This window comes from Streptomyces sp. BE20, from assembly GCF_036322525.1.
In the GTDB taxonomy this organism is placed as follows: Bacteria; Actinomycetota; Actinomycetes; order Streptomycetales; family Streptomycetaceae; genus Kitasatospora.
Map to the genome: position 1 here is coordinate 1 of NZ_JAQYWW010000620.1, position 17,107 is coordinate 17,107.

Below are 17,107 nucleotides of genomic sequence, written 5' to 3' on the forward strand. Positions count from 1 at the left end.
GCTCGTGGCGATCGCGGTGTCGTCGATCACGAAGCTGGTCTGCAGCGAGGCGTCCTCGGTGCCGGTGAACTTGATCGTCACCGACTGGCCCGCGTAGGCCGAGAGGTCGAAGGTGCGCAGCTGGTAGCCGGAGGCCGCGTCCACGTTGGAGTAGGTCTTCAGCGCGGTGCCGTTGACGGTCACGGCCAGCTTGTCGTAGACGGTCGAGCCGGACTCACCGGTGTCGACGTGCAGGTAGAAGCTCAGCGTGGCCCTGCAGCCGGCCGGGATGGACACCGTCTGGGAGAGGGTGTCGGTGTGGGTGGAGCCGTAGCCGTTCAGCCACGCCTTCCAGGTGCCGCCGTGCGGGGCCTGCGAGGCCGACTTGTCGACGACACCGCTGGAGGCGGTCCACGGCGCGGCGGTGCCGGTCTCGAAGCCCGCGTTGCCGAGCAGCTGCGCCGGGGTGCAGGTGGTGCTGGTGTCGGTGACCGTCCAGGTGAAGGTGGCGGTGCCGGTCTTGTTCGCGGCGTCCTTCGCGGTCACGGTGACGTTGGAGGTGCCGACGGCGGTCGGGGTGCCGGTGATCACGCCGGTGGAGCCGTTGATCGACAGGCCGGCCGGCAGACCGGTGGCGGTGTAGGTGAGCGGGGCGGTGCCGCCGGTGGCCTTGACGGCCAGGTTGACGGCGGTGCCGACCTTGGTGCTCTGGTTGCCGGGGCTGGTGACGGTGACGCCGCCCGGGTTCGGGGGCACGGTGCCCACGTTGACGCCGGCCCAGGCGGTGCCGACGGCGATCCACTCGGGGCTGTTCTCGCCGTACAGGTCCTTGGCGGCCTTGAGGGTCGCGTCACGGGCGGCGGAGTAGTTGGTGGTGGAGGTCATGTACGAGGTCAGCGCCTTGTACCAGACCTGCAGCGCCTTGTCCCGGCCTATGCCGGTGACGGTGACGTTGTTGGCGGTCGGGCTGTTGTAGCTGACGCCGTTGATGACCTTGGCGCCGCTGCCCTCGGCCAGCAGGTAGAAGAAGTGGTTGGCGACACCGGACGAGTAGTGGACGTCCAGGTTGCCGACGCCCGAGTACCAGGAGTCGGCCGAGCGGCCGTCCTTGGAGGGCTTGTCCATGTAGCGCAGCGGCGTGCCGTTGCCGTTGATGTCGATCAGCTCGCCGACCAGGTAGTCCGGGTTGTCGGCGGGCAGGTTGGCGTAGAACTCGACGGCGTTGCCGAAGATGTCGGAGGTGGCCTCGTTGAGGCCGCCGGACTCGCCGGAGTAGTTGAGGTTGGCGGTGGCGGAGGTGACGCCGTGGCTCATCTCGTGGCCGGCGACGTCGAGTTCGGTCAGCGGGTGGGTGTTGTTGTCACCGTCGCCGTAGGTCATGCAGAAGCAGTCGTCGTCCCAGAAGGCGTTGACGTAGCCGCTGTCGTAGTGGACCCGGCTGAAGGCGCCGACGCCGTCGTTGCGGATGCCGCTGCGACCGAAGGTGTTCTTGTAGAAGTCCCACGTCGCGGCGGCGCCGTACTGGGCGTCGACGGCGGCGGACTCCTTGTTGCTGGCCTGCCCGTTGCCCCAGGTGTCGCTCGACTTGGTGAACAGCGTGCCGTTGCCGGTCGTGCCGTTGTTCATGTTGGTCGTGTACTGGCCGCCGCGGGTGCCGTCCTTGAGCTGGTACGTGGACCCGCTCTGGGTGGTGGTCAGCGGCACGTTGCCGACGAAGACGCCCTGGCCGGTGCCGGTCTTGATGGCCTCGTTCTTGCCGAGCACGGCGCCGGTGGTGGCGTCGGTGACGACGCGCAGGCGACTCGGGGTGCCGTCCGACTCCTTGCCGGTGACGACGGTCTCCCAGGCGAGCTTGGCGGCGCCGTCGGCGGCCCAGACGACCAGGCGCGGGGCGGCGTCGAGGGAGGAGCCCGCCTCGGCGGCGAGCGCGGCCTCCTGGGCCTTCGGGGCGGCGAGCTTCGGCGAGGTGTTCACGCCGGAGAGCACGGCGTCGCTGGCCTTGGTCACGCCCTGGGTGGCGCCGGTGGCGTCCTGGTGGACGATCAGGTCGCCGCCGAGCACCGGGAGACCGGCGTAGGTGCGCTCGTAGCGCAGGTGGCGGGCGCCGTTGGCGTCCTGGACGACGTCCTTGGTGACCAGCTTCTCCTCGCCGGTGAGGCCGAGGGTCTGGGCGAGGCCGGCGGTCTGCTGGTTCGCGGAGGCGATCAGCTGGGCCCGGCTCGCCTGCTGCGCGGCGACGATCGCCGGTGCGTCAGGGGTGACCGCCTGCGCGATGACCGGGATACCGGTCACCAGCAGCGCGGTGGAGGCGGCCATGACAACCGCTGCCTTCCGGGCGTGGGCGTAACGGGACATGCGGACTCCTTTTCCGACCGCCGCGGGGTTCGCGGACGGTGGAGAGAACCTGGTCGCGGGGTCGCGACTCAGTGGGGGCCCCCGCCGCCGGGTGCGCGGCGCGGGTGCGGTTGCGGAGCTGACGTACTGGCAGGGGGGATGCGCTGTACCTGACCTGGGACAGCTGCACCGGGGGGTGGGGCCCCCTCGTCTGCAGCCGGAGGAATCGTGGCAGCAAACGAGCCGTGAATGACAGATGCATGCCATGGATTGGCCGATTAGCTACCGACCCGTACATCTGTCGGACCGCCACCCGTGTTACGGCCGTGGGAACTACCGGAGATCGTTTTCATCACCGCCGGAAAGGTTCGATCACCCCCCGCGGGCACTGACCAGCGCATCCGGTCCGGAGCCGGGTCCGGATGCCGGACGACAGCGCCCGACAGGCACGGCACATCACCTTTCCGGCCGTGCCAGGGTCGGTTTTCGGCCAACTCCATTCCCTGAATGGAACCGGGCCCCGCACCGCCGTTCAGCGGTGCGGGGCCCGGTCCCGTCGTCGGGTCGTCAGCCCTGCACGAACACCGCCACCGTCCGGCCCGGCACCGTGAACGTGCCGGTGGCGGAGGCGAATCCGGCCTGCTTCACCACCGGGTCGGAGCCGCCGGCCTGGACCGGGTGGAGCGTCTGGGCCGTGCCCGCCAGGGCGCCGACCGTCTGGCTCTGCGCCGTGGGCGTCGCGTTGAACACCACCGTGACGCCCTTCTCCGCGCCCGCCGACCCGGCCCCGTCCAGGTGCAGGGTGATCACCCCGGGGGTCTCGCCGGGCGTGCCGGAGAGCGGGTACGAGAGCCGCTGCTGGACGGCGGCCAGGGTGGGCAGCGAGAACAGCGGCGAGGAGCGCTTGATCCGCAGGAACTCCTGGTACCGCGCGCTCGTCGCCCGGATGTCCGCGGCGCCCACGACCAGCCGCGGGTCGGCCAGCAGGGCCTTGGCGGCCGGCCACATCTCCCGGTTGTCCGCCGCCGGCGGCAGGCCCCGGCCCCAGCCGTTGCCCCGCTCCGGGTCCCACTGGACGGCGTTGAACCAGTCGCCGGAGTCGTAGGAGTTGGCGTCCAGCGACTTGGAGCGCAACAGGTCGCTGCCGGCCTGGGCGAAGCCGGAGCCCTGGGTGAGCGCGGTCAGCGAGAGCGCCAGCGCCTGCATCCGGGCCCGGTCGGCGGGCGCGGTGGCGGGCGGCAGCTTGTACGCCAGCGCGTCGAACAGGTCGGCGTTGTCGTGCGCGTCCACGTACCCGACCGCCTCGCCCGGCCTGGCCGCGTAGCCGGTCGGGGCGCCGTTGTAGTCGACCTCCCGGCCGGTGACGGCCCGTCCGGAGCTGTCGGTGAAGGCGTAGCCGGCCAGGTTGCCGGTCAGCCCGACCTTCAACTGGTCCATCTGCTTCAGCAGCCGCGCCCTCTGCTGCTCGGGCGTGCCGTTGGCGGGCGAGCCGTTCGGGTCGGTGAACAGGCCCGAGGCGAAGCCCTGCTGCGGGGCGGAGGAGAGCTGGAAGTTGCCGCCGCGGGCCGCGTCGCGGAGCCGGTCGTCGAAGGTGGCGATGCCGGTTCCCGCCATGGCGAGCTGGGTAGCCTGCTCGAAGCGGGCGTTGTCCGCGACGACGCCGAAGTTCCAGCCCTCGCCGTAGAGGAGGACGTTCCTGCCGTCGACACCGTCCGACTCCGGAGTCATCCGGCGCAGCGCGGCCTGCACGTCCAGCATGGTGGACTTCGGGTCGAGGCCCATCAGGTCGAAGCGGAAGCCGTCCACCTTGTACTCGCGGGCCCAGGTGGTCACCGAGTCGACCACCAGGCGGTTCATCATGGCGTGCTCGGGCGCGGTGTCGGCGCAGCAGCTGTCCGTGGTCACCTTCCCGTCGGCGTCCAGCCGTTGGTAGTAGCCGGGGACGACCTTGTCCAGCACCGAGTGCTCGGCCTGGCCGCCGGCCGCGGTGTGGTTGTAGACGACGTCGAGGACCACGCGGAGCCCGGCCGCGTGGATCGCCTGCACCATCCGCCGGAACTGCACGGTGCGCGCGGTCCCCTCGGGGTCGGTGGCGTACGAGCCCTCCGGCACCGTGTAGTGCAGCGGGTCGTAGCCCCAGTTGTAGGCGTCCTCGGCGGCGACGGCGGCCACGCACTCCTGCTGCCTGTCGCTGTCGGCCGCCAGGGCGGCGAGGTCGCAGGCGGGCAGCTTCTGCTCGGCCCGGTTCTCCCGGACGGTGGCGATGTCGAAGGTCGGCAGCAGGTGGACGGTGGTCACCCCGGCCAGGGCCAGCTCGCGCAGGTGCTTCATGCCCGCCGATTCGGACTCGGCGAAGGCCAGGTAGGTGCCGCGCTCGGCGGCCGGGACGGTGGCGTCCGCCACCGAGAAGTCCCGGACGTGCAGCTCCTGGATCTGCTGCCGGGCGAGCGGGACGGCCGCCGGGACGGTGTGGTCCTCCCAGCCCGGGGGCTTGAGCGCCGCGGCGGAGAGGTCCGCGACCAGACTCCGCCGCGAATCGGTGGAGAGCGCGACCGAGTACGGGTCGGTGACGGTGTTGACCACCATCTGCCGGGCGCCCGGCGCCCAGGCCCTGACCTGGTAGAGGTAGTACCTGCCGTCCAACTCGGCCTTGTCGCGGACGATCTCCCAGACGCCGGTCTCGTCGTCCAGCTTCAGCGGGAGCGTCTTCGGAGTGCCACCGGCCGGGGAGTCGAAGACCTGGACGGACACCTCCTGTGCGGTCGGCGCCCAGAGGGACAGCGCGACCTTGCCGCGGTAGTAGGCCGGGCCGAGGTCGACCTTGCCGGTGCGCCGGGCGTACAGGTCGTCGAGGACGCCGGGGATCTGCACGCCGGTGGCGGCCAGCACGGCGCCGCTGGGCAGGTGTTCGGTGAAGAGCAGCTGGCCGCGCAGGGCGGCGGCCACCCGGGTGGCGTCGCGCGGGTCGACCGTGAACGCCCGGTAGCCGGCGAGGTGCGGGAACGCGGTCCGCTGCGCGGCGGTGAGCCCGCCCGAAACCGGTTCCAACCGGATCCACTGCCCCGCCGCGGTCAGCGCGCCCTTCTCGGTGCGGATGCCGCCGGCGGGGTCGTAGACCAGCTGGGCGCTGGTGCCGGCGGCGAGGGCGGCGTCGGTGGCGCCGTAGCCCGCCGGGACCACGACCGTCCTCGCGTCGATCCACTGGGCCTTGGCCGAGCCGAGGTCCAGCTGCGAGGAGGCGGCGGCGGTCTGCGGCAGCAGGTAGCCCTCGCGGCCTCCGAGGATCCAGACCTCGCGGCCGGTGCCTGCGAGGTCGAGGGACTGGTCGTTCGGCAGGTCCTTGTCGTTGCCCCGGTGGAGGATGTAGCTCAGGCTGGTCGCGCCGGGGGCGAGCGGCACCTCGAAGACGACTCCGAAGGAGTCGCGGCGCACCGGCATCAGCGGGTTGCCCCAGTCGGTGGGCGTGGCGGCGCCCGTCCAGTCGTGCAGGCCCCAGCCGTCGTAGTCGCCGTCGGCCCGGCTGTAGTGGATCACCGCCGTGCCGGCCGGCGGGGTGCTCACCGGCCCGGGGTCGGCGGTCCGGACGGTCGGGTCGCCCTCCTTGAGCCAGATCTCGCCGGTCGCGCCGACGTCGATCCGGCGGTCGGCGTCGACGTCCTTGACGCCGTCCTTCTCCACGACGAAGCCGACGTCCGAGGCGCCCGGCTTGAGCTTCACGTACGCGAAGGCGCCGTAGGCGTCCCGGCCCGTGAAGCCGTGCCCGGCCGGCCACGGGGTGGCCTCGCCGTCGGCGAGGTCGCCCCAGGCGTAGAGGTTCCAGCCGTCGTAGTCGCCGTTCTTGCGCTGGTAGTGGACGACGGCGTACGGGCGGGCGGTGGCGCTGGGCACCGGCCGGGGGTCTGGGGTGCCGGTGGTGAAGCCGCCGGTGGCGGAGCGCAGCCGGCCGGCCGCGTCCTGGACGACGGCCTTGTACCGGACCGGCGTGCCGGGGGCGACGCCGGCGAGGTCCTGGGTCACGGCGTGGCGGCCCGTGTCGGAGGTGCCGAGCACCTGCCAGGGCCGGTCGCCGACCTGTGCGGCGAAGGTGACCCGGTCGAACCCGCCACCGGGGACGTCCGCTCCGACGGTGACGGTGCCGGTGGAGCCGGCGGCGGGCGCGCGCAGGGTGATCGAGGGCGCGGCGGCGGCCGGGGCGATCCGTCCGGCGGCCTTGAGGACGACGGAGGAGAGCGGCGGCACGGTGACGGTGAGCCTGCGGTCGGCGCCGCTGGTGAGCCGCTCGCCCGCTTCCGGGTAGATCCGGTCGAAGCCCTGGCCGGCCGAGAAGGTGTCCAGGGTGACGGTCTTCGGTCCGGCGGCGTTGTTGACGGCCACCAGGTACTCGACCTGCTGCCCGGCGTCGATCCGGGAGAAGGCGTAGACGCCCGGTCCGTCGGCGGCGTACCGCTCGACCTGGGCGCCGTCGGCGAGGGCCGGGTGGTCGCGGCGCAGCTTCGCCAGGCCGGCGATGCCCCGGTACAGCTCACCGTCCTGCCCGTACCGGTCGGCGGGGCCGGTGGCGCCGCCGAGCACGCGGTCGGTGTTGTAGGAGGCGGTCTGCGAGGTGAAGACGTCCTGCCGGGCGTCCTTGTCCCCGCCGGCGCCGGTGAAGCCCTGCTCGTCGCCGTAGTAGACGACGGGCTGGCCGCGGGTGAGGAACATCAGCTCGTTGCCGAGCCGGTCCCTGCGCAGCAGGGTGGCCTCGTCGGCGCCGGGGTCGTCGGCGAGCAGGAAGGAGCCGAACCGTCCCATGTCGTGGTTGCCGAGGAAGGTCGGCAGCTCGTAGGCGTCGGTGTCGGCGGTGGTGTAGCGGTAGTCCTGGCCGTAGACGTCGGCGAGGGTGCGGGCCGAGCCGCCCTGGGAGACGTAGCTGCGGGCGGCGTTCTGGAACGGGAAGTCGAGGGTGGCCTGGAGCCGGCCCCTGGTGACGTACGGCGCGGTGACCGCGGGGTCGCCGGAGTAGACCTCGCCGAACATGAAGAACTTGCGGTTGCCCTGCTTGGCGGCGAACTCCTTGAGCGAGGGTGCCCACTGCTGCCAGAACGCCATGTTGACGTGCTTGACGGTGTCGATCCGGAAGCCGTCCACACCGGCTTCCCTGACCCACTGCTGGTAGACCTTCTCGAAGCCCTTGACCACCTTGGGGTTCTGGGTGTCCAGGTCGTCGAGGCCGGAGAAGTCGCCCTCGGTCGCGGACTCGCCGGCGAAGGTCGAGTCGCCCCGGTTGTGGTAGAGCGCGGGGTCGTTGAGCCAGGCCGGGGTCTTGGCGGTGGCGTCGGCCGGCCGGCGGAAGACCGGGCTGTAGGGGAACGAGTCCTTGCCCAGTTTCGGCCAGGCGGCGTTCGCGTCGGCGACCGCGGTCTCGTCGACCGGCCGGCCGTCGGCGTCCAGGACCGGGAACGCCCCGGTGGTGCGGTAGCCGTACTGCTGCTGCCGGTAGTCGATGACGTCGGCGGTGTGGTTCGTGATGACGTCGAAGAAGACCTTCATGCCGCGCCGGTGGGCCTCGGCTATCAGCTCCTTGAGCTGCTCGTTGGTGCCGAAGTGCGGGTCGACCTGGGTGAAGTCGGTGATCCAGTAGCCGTGGTACCCGGCGCTCGCGCTGTCGCCCGTGCCCTGGACCGGCTTGTTCCGGAAGAGCGGCGCCATCCAGATCGCGGTGGTGCCGAGATTCTGGACGTAGTCGAGCCGCTGGAGCAGGCCGGCCAGGTCGCCGCCGTGGTAGAAGCCCTTGTCGGCCGGGTCGAGGCCGTGGTCCAGCCGGGTGCCGATGATGCCCCCGGTGTCGTTGCCGCGGTCGCCGTTGGCGAACCGGTCCGGCAGGACGAAGTAGAACTGCTCGCGGGTCAGGTCGTGGCGCCCGGCGGTGGCGGCGAGCGCGGCGTCCGAGGGCGGTCCGGGCGGGCCTGCGGCGAGTGCGGCCGGGCCGGCGGTACCGAGGGTGGCGGCGGTCAGCGAGGCGGCGAGCAGCACCGCCGTCCGGCCGGGTCTGCGGGTGGTGCGCCGCCGGCGGCGGGGCGGGACATCGGCCACGGAGGGCTCCCTTGCGGGGGAAGGGGTGAGCGAGTTGCCAGGACGCTAGCGGCCTGCAATATGTTTCAGCAAGATGCAGAAAGGGTTTCGGGCGGGGAAAATACGCCTGCCGCAGCGGCGCCCGACCCCCGATTGCGCCACCCGCGCCGCCCGGCGTGACAATGGGACGTATGCCCGTCCCGCCGGTTCGCACCAGATTCGCCCGTACACCCTGCCCCGGCGGGAGACACCCCCTAGCCCTGAAGGGGGACAGCCGGTGAAGAATCCACTTCCGGAGGATGAGCAGACGGCTACGGGACGTCTGGCAGACTTCTCGTCCATGGGGGAACCGACCGAGATCCAGCAGAACGGCGGCCGCATGCCCGACGGAGCCACCCGCGCGGCCCAGACCCGTACGGCTGCGCTGCGCAGCCGCGTCCGCGAGCAGCGCCGCTCCCCGGCCCGGCCACGGATCTGGTTCGAGCTGGCGCTGATCGGCCTCAGTTACTGGATCTACTCCCTCGTGCGCAACGCCGTCCCCGAGCAGGAGTCGATCGCCCAGAAGCACGCGGGCTGGATCTGGGACTTCGAGCGCGCCCTCGGCGTCGCCGTCGAGCGCTCGGTGAACCACGCGGTGGACGGCGTCGGCTGGCTCATCACGGGGATGAACTACTACTACGCGACGCTGCACTTCGTCGTGACCATCGGCGTGCTGGTGTGGCTCTACCGCCGGCAGCCGGGCCGCTACGGCGCGGCGCGCACGGTGCTGTTCATCACCACCGGCATCGCGCTGGTCGGCTTCTACTTCTTCCCGCTGGCGCCGCCCCGGCTGATGACCGACGGCGGCTTCATCGACACCGTGAAGACGCACGGCACCTGGGGCTCGATGGCCTCCGGACCGGCCACCCACGTCTCCAACCAGTACGCGGCGATGCCCTCGATGCACATCGGCTGGTCGCTCTGGTGCGGGCTGACCATCTTCTTCCTCGCCCGCGCGACCTGGGTCCGGGTGCTCGGCCTGCTCTACCCGGTGGCCACCCTGGTGGTGATCGTCGCCACCGCCAACCACTTCTGGATGGACGCGGTGGGCGGCATCGTCTGCCTCGCGGTCGGCTTCGCCGCCGCCCGGCTGATCTACCACGCCTGGCCCTACCGGCTGCCCAGGGTGCCCGCCCGGGAGACGTCCGAGGAGAAACCGGTCACGGTCCCCGAGCAGTGGAGCGAGTCCTCGGTGACCGCCGGACGGCGCTGACCCCCCGACCTTCCGACGGGCCCCGCGATCTTTCGCGGGGCCCTTCGCCGTCCGTCCGGGGCACCGGTGCGGAGCGGCGGCGGGGGCGACCCCCGAGGGTCGCCCGGGGTGCCGGATCGGCCCGGGTCTCACCCGTAGAACAGCCGCTCCACCACCGCCCGGGCCCGCCGCGTGGTCCGCCGGTAGTCGTCCACCAGCTCCCCGCTGTGCCCGGCGCCGTACCCCAGGTAGCGGGCCACCCCTGCGAGTTCCCGGGCGTCCGCGGGGAACGAGTCCCCCGGCCGGCCGCGGACCAGCATCACCGCCGACCGCACCCGGGAGGCCAGCACCCAGGCCGCGTCCAGCACCTCCGCGTCCGCCTCCTCGACCAGCCCCGCCTCCACCGCCGCCGCCAGCGCCGCCCTGGTCCGGGTGGTGCGCAGTGCCGGAAGCCCGTGCCCGTGCCGGAGCTGGAGCAGCTGGACGGTCCACTCCACGTCGGCCAGCCCGCCCCGGCCGATCTTGGTGTGGGTGGTCGGGTCGGCGCCGCGCGGCAGCCGCTCGGCCTCGATCCGGGCCTTGATCCGGCGGATCTCCACCAGGTCCCGCTCCGCCACCCCCGCGCCCGGGTAGCGCATCGGGTCGATCAGCTGCCGGAACCGCTCCCCCAGCGCCTCGTCCCCGGCCACCGGTTCGGCCCGCAGCAGCGCCTGGGTCTCCCAGACGTGCGACCAGCGCCGGTAGTACGCCGTGTACGAGGCGAGGGTGCGCACCAGCGGACCCTGGCGCCCCTCCGGACGCAGGTCGGCGTCGACCTCCAGCGGCGGCTCGGTGGACGGCGCGGCCAGCAGCGAGCGCAGCTCGTTGCAGACCGCCTGGGCGGCCCGGGCCGCGTCCTCCTCCAGTGATCCGAGCAGCGGCTCGTGGACGAAGAGCACGTCGGCGTCGGAGCCGTAGCCGAGCTCGCGTCCGCCGAAGCGGCCCATCGCGATCACCGCGATCCTGGTCGGCAGCGCCCCGTTCCGGGCCTCCCAGCCGGCGACGCAGGCCCGCAGCGCGCCCTGCAGGGTGGCGGCGTTGAGCGCGGTGAGCGCCTCCCCGGCGGCGTCCAGCGCCTCGGCCGGATCGTCACCGAGCCGCCCGAGGACGTCGGCGGCGGCGGTCCGGAACAGCTCCCGGCGGCGCACCGCGCGGACGGCGGCCACCGCCGCGGCGGTCGAGTCGGCCCGGCCCACGGCGGCCAGCACCTCCTGCTCCAGCGCGGCCCGCCCGCGCGGCACCAGCCCCTGCGGGTCGCCGAGCATGGCGACCGCCTCGGGGGCCCGTAGCAGCAGGTCGGGGGCGAGCCGGCCGGCCGACAGGACCCGGGCCAGCTGCTCGGCGGCGGCGCTCTCGTCCCGCAGCAGCCGCAGGTACCACGGCGTCCGGCCGAGCGCGTCGGAGACCTGCCGGAAGTTGAGCAGCCCGGCGTCCGGGTCCGCGGAGTCGGCGAACCAGCCGAGCAGCACCGGCAGCAGGGTCCGCTGGATGGCGGCCTTGCGGCTCACCCCGGAGGCGAGCGCCGAGAGGTGCCGCAGGGCGGCGGCCGGGTCGGCGTAACCGAGTGCCTCCAGCCGGGCCCGGGCCGCGTCCGGGGTGAGGCCGGCCGCGCCGACCGGCAGTTCGGCGACGGCGTCCAGCAGCGGTCGGTAGAACAGCTTCTCGTGCAGCCGCCGCACCTCGACGGCGTGCCGCTTCCAGTCCCGCTGGAGGGCCGCGACCGGATCGGCCCGGGTGTCGCCGTTGATCAGCGGCGCGAGCGAGCGGGCCAGCCGGCGCAGGTCCTCCTCACCGGTGGGCATCAGGTGGGTGCGGCGCAGCCGGTGCAGCTGGATCCGGTGCTCCAGCGAGCGCAGGAACCGGTAGGCGGCGTCCAGCGAGGCGGCGTCGGCCCGGCCCACGTACCCGCCCCGGGAGAGTGCGGCCAGCGCCTCCAGGGTGTTGCCGCTGCGCAGGGCCGGGTCGGTGCGGCCGTGCACCAGCTGGAGCAGCTGGACGGAGAACTCGACGTCGCGCAGGCCGCCCGGGCCGAGCTTGAGCTGGCGGTCCAGCTCGGGTGCGGGGATGGACTCGATCACCCGGCGGCGCATCTGCTGCACGTCGGTGACGAAGTTCTCCCGGGCGGCGGCCTGCCAGACCAGCGGGGCCAGCGCCGCCACGTACGCCTCGCCGAGTTCGGTGTCCCCGGCCACCGGGCGGGCCTTCAGCAGTGCCTGGAACTCCCAGGTCTTGGCCCAGCGCTGGTAGTACGCGAGGTGGCTGGCCAGAGTGCGGACCAGCGGTCCGTTGCGGCCCTCGGGGCGGAGGTTGGCGTCGACCGGCCAGATCGTGCCCTCACCGGTGGTGTCGGCGCAGAGCCGGGTCAGCGCGGCGGCGAGTCGGGTGGCGGCCTTGAGCGCCTCGTGCTCGTCGGCGCCCTCGCACGGCTCTGCGACGTAGATGACGTCCACGTCGGAGACGTAGTTGAGTTCGCGCCCGCCGCACTTGCCCATGCCGATGACGGCCAGGCGGCAGACCGCGGCGGCGTCCGGGTCCTGTTCGGCGGCGATGTCGAGGGCCGTCTGCAGGGTGGCGCCGGCCAGGTCGGCGAGTTCGGCGGCGGTCTGGGCGAGGTCGGTGGTGCCGGTGAGGTCGCGGGCGGCGATGGCCAGCAGGCAGCGGCGGTAGGCGATCCGCAGCGCGTCGGCCCGGCTGCGGGCGCCCGCGTCGTTCTCCCAGACGCCCTGGTGGAGCGCGCGGCGGAAGTCCTCCGGCCCGGGGTGCATGTCGCGGAGCTCGAAGGTGACCAGGATGTGCCAGTCGTGCGGATGCCGGGCCAGGTGGTCGGCGAGCGCGGTGGACTCGCCGAGCACGCCGAGCAGCCGGTCCCGCAGCGGCTTCGAGGTGGTCAGGGTGTCGCGCAGGGTGTGGCGGTCGGTCGCGTCGGCGGCCTCCAGCAGTCGGGCCAGGCCGAGCAGGGCGAGGTCCGGGTCGGCGGTGGCGCCGAGCGCGTCCAGCAGCACCGGGTCCCCGGCGAGCCCGTCCAGCGCGGGTTCGGCGAGCAGCCGCAGCGCCCGCTCGGGGTCGGTGAACCCGCGCCGCACCAGCCTGACCTCCGGCCGGCTGACCCGGCTCCCGGCCCGCTGTTCCTCCACCGCCATCGCCCCTCCGGCTTTCCGGCCCTCCCGGCCACAGGGCGGGCCCGCCACAGCAGCGTACGCGGCCGGGCCCGCCGGGGCGCGCCCCGCCGCCGGTTCCGGCCGCCGACTCCGCTGTCCCGCTGCTGCTCGGCGTCTCGCCGGACGTGTGCGGGCCCGGGCCGGGGGGCTCCGGGTCTCCTGCGTCCGACGGACGCTCGGCGGGGTGGAGGCCGCCTTCACGAACGGCACGGTCCGGTTCGACCGGAGCACCGGTCTGCTGCGCCGGGCCCGGGGCGGGTTCGGGGCGCGTGTCCCGGACCCGCCCCGGATCGTTGGAACCGGAGTCGAGCCGTTCCCGCACCCGGCCCGTCCTCGTTCCCGTCCGTTCCCGTCCGTTCCCGTCCGTTCCTGCGGGTTCCTCCCCACCTCCTCCTCCCCGCTTCCTCCCCGCCCCTCCGGAGCCCCGATGCCCGCCCGCCTGCCCTCGCTCACCGGGCTCCGGTTCTGGGCCGCGCTGCTGGTCGTCGTCTACCACCTGGCCCGCAAGGTCGGCGAGGTGCCCGTCCTCGGCCCGCTCGGCTGGTACGGCCGGAGCGGGGTGACCTTCTTCTTCGTCCTCTCCGGCTTCGTCCTCGCCTGGACGTACGACGGCGTGCCGACCGCCCCGGGCCGCTTCGCCCGCCGCCGGTTCGCCCGGATCTGGCCGCTGCACGCGCTCACCACCGCGCTCTCGCTCGGTGCCGGCGCCGCCCTCGGCGCCGCCCTGCCGCTCGCGGCGGTCCTCTGGTCGCTGCCGCTCCTGCACACCTGGGCCCCCGGGACGGTGTTCGGCGGTAACCCGGCCGCCTGGTCGCTGGGCGCCGAGGCCTGGTTCTACCTGCTCTTCCCCTTCCTCCTGCGGGCCCTGGCCGGGCGCCGCCGGCTCTGGACGCCGCTCGCCGCGCTCTGCGCGGCGGCCGGCCCGGCGCTGTGGCTGGCCGGTCCGCTGCTGCCGGCCGACCCGGCCGTCCGCGGCTGGCTGCTCGACTACCTGCCGCTGACCCGCACCCCGCAGTTCGTACTCGGCGTGGTCGCCGGGCTGGCCGTCCGGCACGGGCTGCTCCCCCGCGTCCCGCTCGCCCCGGCCGCGGCGGCGGTGGCCGGCTGGCACCTGCTGCTGGTGCCGTGGCACACGGCCGCACCGGACTCCGTCTGGTGGGGCCCGTACAGCGCCGCACAGCTCTTCCCGGCCCCGCTGTTCGCCGTCCTGCTGACGGCCGCCGCGCAGCGGGACCTCGGGCCGGCCGGCGGGCCGCGGCTGCTGGCCGGGCGGACGGCGGTCCGGCTCGGCGAGTGGTCGTACGCCTGGTACCTGGTGCACGAGATCGGCATCCGCTGCTGGCTGCACGCGGCCGGCCGGCCCGCGCCCGGGGCCGTGGCGGCGACGGCGGCCGTCTGGCTGCTGCTGGCCGGTGTCTCGCTCCTGGCCGCCGGTGCGCTGTACCACGGGGTCGAGCGCCCCTGCGAGCGCCTGCTGCGTGGCACGCCCCGGCACGGCGGAGCGCCGCTGCCGCGCCACCCGGTGCGGGTGGTGCGGCAGCGGCGCTCGCCGGTGACGCGGGATCAGCCCTCCGCGGAGCCGTCCAGGTTCACGTAGGCGTAGAAGACGCCCAGGTCGTAGCCGTCCTTGTCGGTGTCGAACTTGATGGAGATGTCGGTGTCCCCGTTGCGCAGGTAGGGCGAGATGTCCCACCGGTTGGAGTCGTAGCCGAAGTTGTTGCGGTTGTACGGGTTCCGGGCGAACTGGTCGGCCGGGGCCAGCTCCTCGATGGTGGAGTTGAACGAGTCGTCGACCGGGTGGTTCACGTCCTGGAAGGGTGTCAGCGGACCGTTGGTGGACTTCATGGCGAGGGTGTCGCCGGTCCACTTCAGGTCACCGTCGTAGACCACGAAGCCGAGCTTGCCCGCGACCGGACCGGTGGCCGGGGTCCGCAGCCCGCCGAGTGCGAACTCGCGCGGCGGGCTGTCCGGCAGCTCGACCTGGAAGCCGTCCCACAGGTGGACGTGGCGCAGCGGCTTGCACGGGTTCTCGTACGCGACCACGATCGTCCAGCCGCCCCAGCTGTGCGGCTTGACCACGGAGTCCATGTTGGCCGCGGTGTAGGTGCCGTTGCCGTGCTGCTTGACCAGGTCCGTGATGTCGGCGGAGGCCTGGTAGCTGCTCTCCTCGGTGGTGGTGATGTAGCCGATGGACGGCTGGTCGTTCTCGATGTTCCGGTACTGGCTCTCGCCCGGGAACTTCAGGTAGATCTCGTCGATCTGGCTCTCCGGCAGCACCGTGTCGCCGATGCCCCGGGTGCCGCCCCAGTACAGCCGGGCGTACTTGACCTGGGAGCCTTCGAGCAGGCCGAGGTCGGCGGAGCTGGCCGAGTAGATGGGGTCGCCCAGCGGGCCGACCGAACCGGGATCGATGTTGATGTACTTCATCTGGTAGTTGTTGTTGATCGGGCGGCTGCCCGCCCCGGTGCGGGCGTCCGCGCAGGCGGGCTGCGCCGGGTCGACCGGGGGCTGGCTCTCGTCACAGGTCATCAGCGAGTTGCTGATCCGGGTGACCGACCCGTGGAAGTCTCCCTGGAACCGGGTGGTGAAGGGCAGCGGGTTCGAGGCGATGGTGTCGGCGCGCAGCTCCGGGCCCTTCGGGCCCGACCCGCGGGCGTCGGCGACCGGGCCGGACAGCAACTGTCCCGCGACGGCGGCGACGGCGACCCCCGCGATCCCGATCCGGCGGGCGATCAGACGGGAGGCGGCGGCGCGGCTGACGATGGAGGAGGGCATGCGGTCCTCTTCAGGTGGGAGGGGTTGATCACGCTTATCGGATCACAACCCACCGTCACACTCTCCTCACATTCCGCCATCGGGGTTCGCACCCACCCGAACGGCGGGCCCGCCGTCATCCATTCGAACGACAGCGGGCCCGGGGGTCCTTGACTCGGCGTCAGCCTCAGAGCACCTGGAGGTTCTTCCGCAGCTCGAAGGGGGTGACCTCGGAGCGGTACTCCTCCCACTCCTGGCGCTTGTTGCGCAGGAAGAAGTCGAACACGTGCTCGCCCAGGGTCTCGGCGACGAGCTCGCTGCGCTGCATGAGGTCGATGGCCTCGCCGAGGTTCTGCGGCATCGGCTGGATACCGAGGGCCCGGCGCTCGGCGTCGGTGAGCGCCCAGACGTCGTCGTCGGCGCCGGGCGGGAGCTCGTAGCCCTCCTCGATGCCCTTCAGGCCGGCGGCCAGGGTGACCGCGTAGGCGAGGTACGGGTTGCAGCCGGTGTCCAGCGAGCGGACCTCGACCCGGGTGGAGCCCTGCTTGCCCGGCTTGTACATCGGGACGCGGATCAGCGCGGAGCGGTTGTTGTGCCCCCAGCAGATGTACGAGGGGGCCTCGCCGCCGGCGCCGGCGGTGCGCTGCGAGCCGCCCCAGATCCGCTTGTAGGAGTTCACCCACTGGTTGGTGACGGCGGCCGTCTCGGCGGCGTGCCGCAGCAGGCCGGCGATGAAGGAGCGGCCGACCTTGGAGAGCTGGTACTCCGCACCGGACTCGTGGAAGGCGTTGCGGTCGCCCTCGAACAGCGAGAGGTGGGTGTGCATGCCCGAGCCCGGGTGGTCGGAGAAGGGCTTCGGCATGAAGCTGGCGTGCACGCCCTGCTCCAGCGCGACCTCCTTCATCACCAGACGGAAGGTCATGATGTTGTCGGCGGTGGAGAGTGCGTCGGCGTACCGCAGGTCGATCTCCTGCTGGCCGGGCGCGCCCTCGTGGTGCGAGAACTCGACCGAGATGCCCATCGACTCCAGCATGGTGATCGCCTGGCGGCGGAAGTCGTGGCCCACCCCGCGCGGGGTGTGGTCGAAGTAGCCCGACTGGTCGGCGGGGATCGGCGCGGTGCCGTCGCCGGGCAGGTTCTTCAGCAGGAAGAACTCGATCTCGGGGTGCGTGTAGAAGGTGAAGCCCTGGGCGGAGGCCTTCTCCAGGGTCCGCTTCAGCACGAACCGCGGATCGGCGAAGGAGGGCGAGCCGTCCGGCATCAGGATGTCGCAGAACATCCGGGCCGTGCCGGGCGTCTCCGAGCGCCACGGCAGGATCTGGAAGGTGGTCGGGTCCGGCTTGGCGATCATGTCCGACTCGTAGACCCGGGCGAATCCCTCGATCGCCGAGCCGTCGAACCCGATGCCCTCCTCGAACGCCTGCTCCAGTTCGGCCGGCGCCACCGCGACCGACTTCAGGAACCCCAGCACGTCGGTGAACCACAGCCGGACGAACCGGATGTCACGCTCTTCGAGCGTCCGAAGCACGAACTCCTGCTGCTTGCCCATGGGGACAGTCTC

7 protein-coding genes are annotated in these 17,107 nt (G+C 72.8%); 2 read left to right on the forward strand and 5 right to left on the reverse strand.

The features are described 5' to 3' along the window. A partial coding sequence (locus tag PUR61_RS12275) for a M4 family metallopeptidase (protein WP_329878790.1) occupies positions 1 to 2,334 on the reverse strand: 2,334 nt, incomplete at its 3' end. 546 nt (positions 2,335 to 2,880) lie between these two features. Further along, entirely contained in the window at positions 2,881 to 8,385 is a 5,505-nt protein-coding gene (pulA, locus tag PUR61_RS12280) for a pullulanase-type alpha-1,6-glucosidase (protein ID WP_329878792.1), read from the reverse strand. Between the two features lie 319 nt (positions 8,386 to 8,704). Between pulA and PUR61_RS12285 the strand changes: the two genes are divergently transcribed. After that, positions 8,705 to 9,616 carry a phosphatase PAP2 family protein gene (locus tag PUR61_RS12285; RefSeq protein ID WP_329878794.1) on the forward strand — a complete coding sequence of 304 codons (912 nt, stop codon included), beginning with the start codon at positions 8,705 to 8,707 and terminating at the stop codon, positions 9,614 to 9,616. Positions 9,617 to 9,744: 128 nt separating this feature from the next. On the opposite strand, the gene PUR61_RS12290 is transcribed toward PUR61_RS12285, so the two are convergent. Further along, entirely contained in the window at positions 9,745 to 12,774 is a 3,030-nt protein-coding gene (locus PUR61_RS12290) for a bifunctional [glutamine synthetase] adenylyltransferase/[glutamine synthetase]-adenylyl-L-tyrosine phosphorylase (protein ID WP_329878796.1), read from the reverse strand. A gap of 445 nt (positions 12,775 to 13,219) precedes the next feature. Here PUR61_RS12290 and PUR61_RS12295 point away from each other — a divergent pair, with 445 nt between their 5' ends. Beyond that, on the forward strand, positions 13,220 to 14,389 hold the full coding sequence (locus tag PUR61_RS12295; protein ID WP_329878798.1) for an acyltransferase family protein: 1,170 nt from the start codon (positions 13,220 to 13,222) through the stop codon (positions 14,387 to 14,389). Here PUR61_RS12295 and PUR61_RS12300 read toward each other — a convergent pair. Next, complete coding sequence (locus PUR61_RS12300) at positions 14,356 to 15,567, reverse strand: hypothetical protein (RefSeq protein ID WP_329878800.1); 1,212 nt, start codon at positions 15,565 to 15,567, stop codon at positions 14,356 to 14,358. The genes PUR61_RS12295 and PUR61_RS12300 overlap by 34 nt on opposite strands. Before the next feature lie 166 nt (positions 15,568 to 15,733). Beyond that, complete coding sequence (locus tag PUR61_RS12305; protein WP_329878801.1) at positions 15,734 to 17,095, reverse strand: glutamine synthetase family protein; 1,362 nt, start codon at positions 17,093 to 17,095, stop codon at positions 15,734 to 15,736. Positions 17,096 to 17,107: the final 12 nt, after the last annotated feature.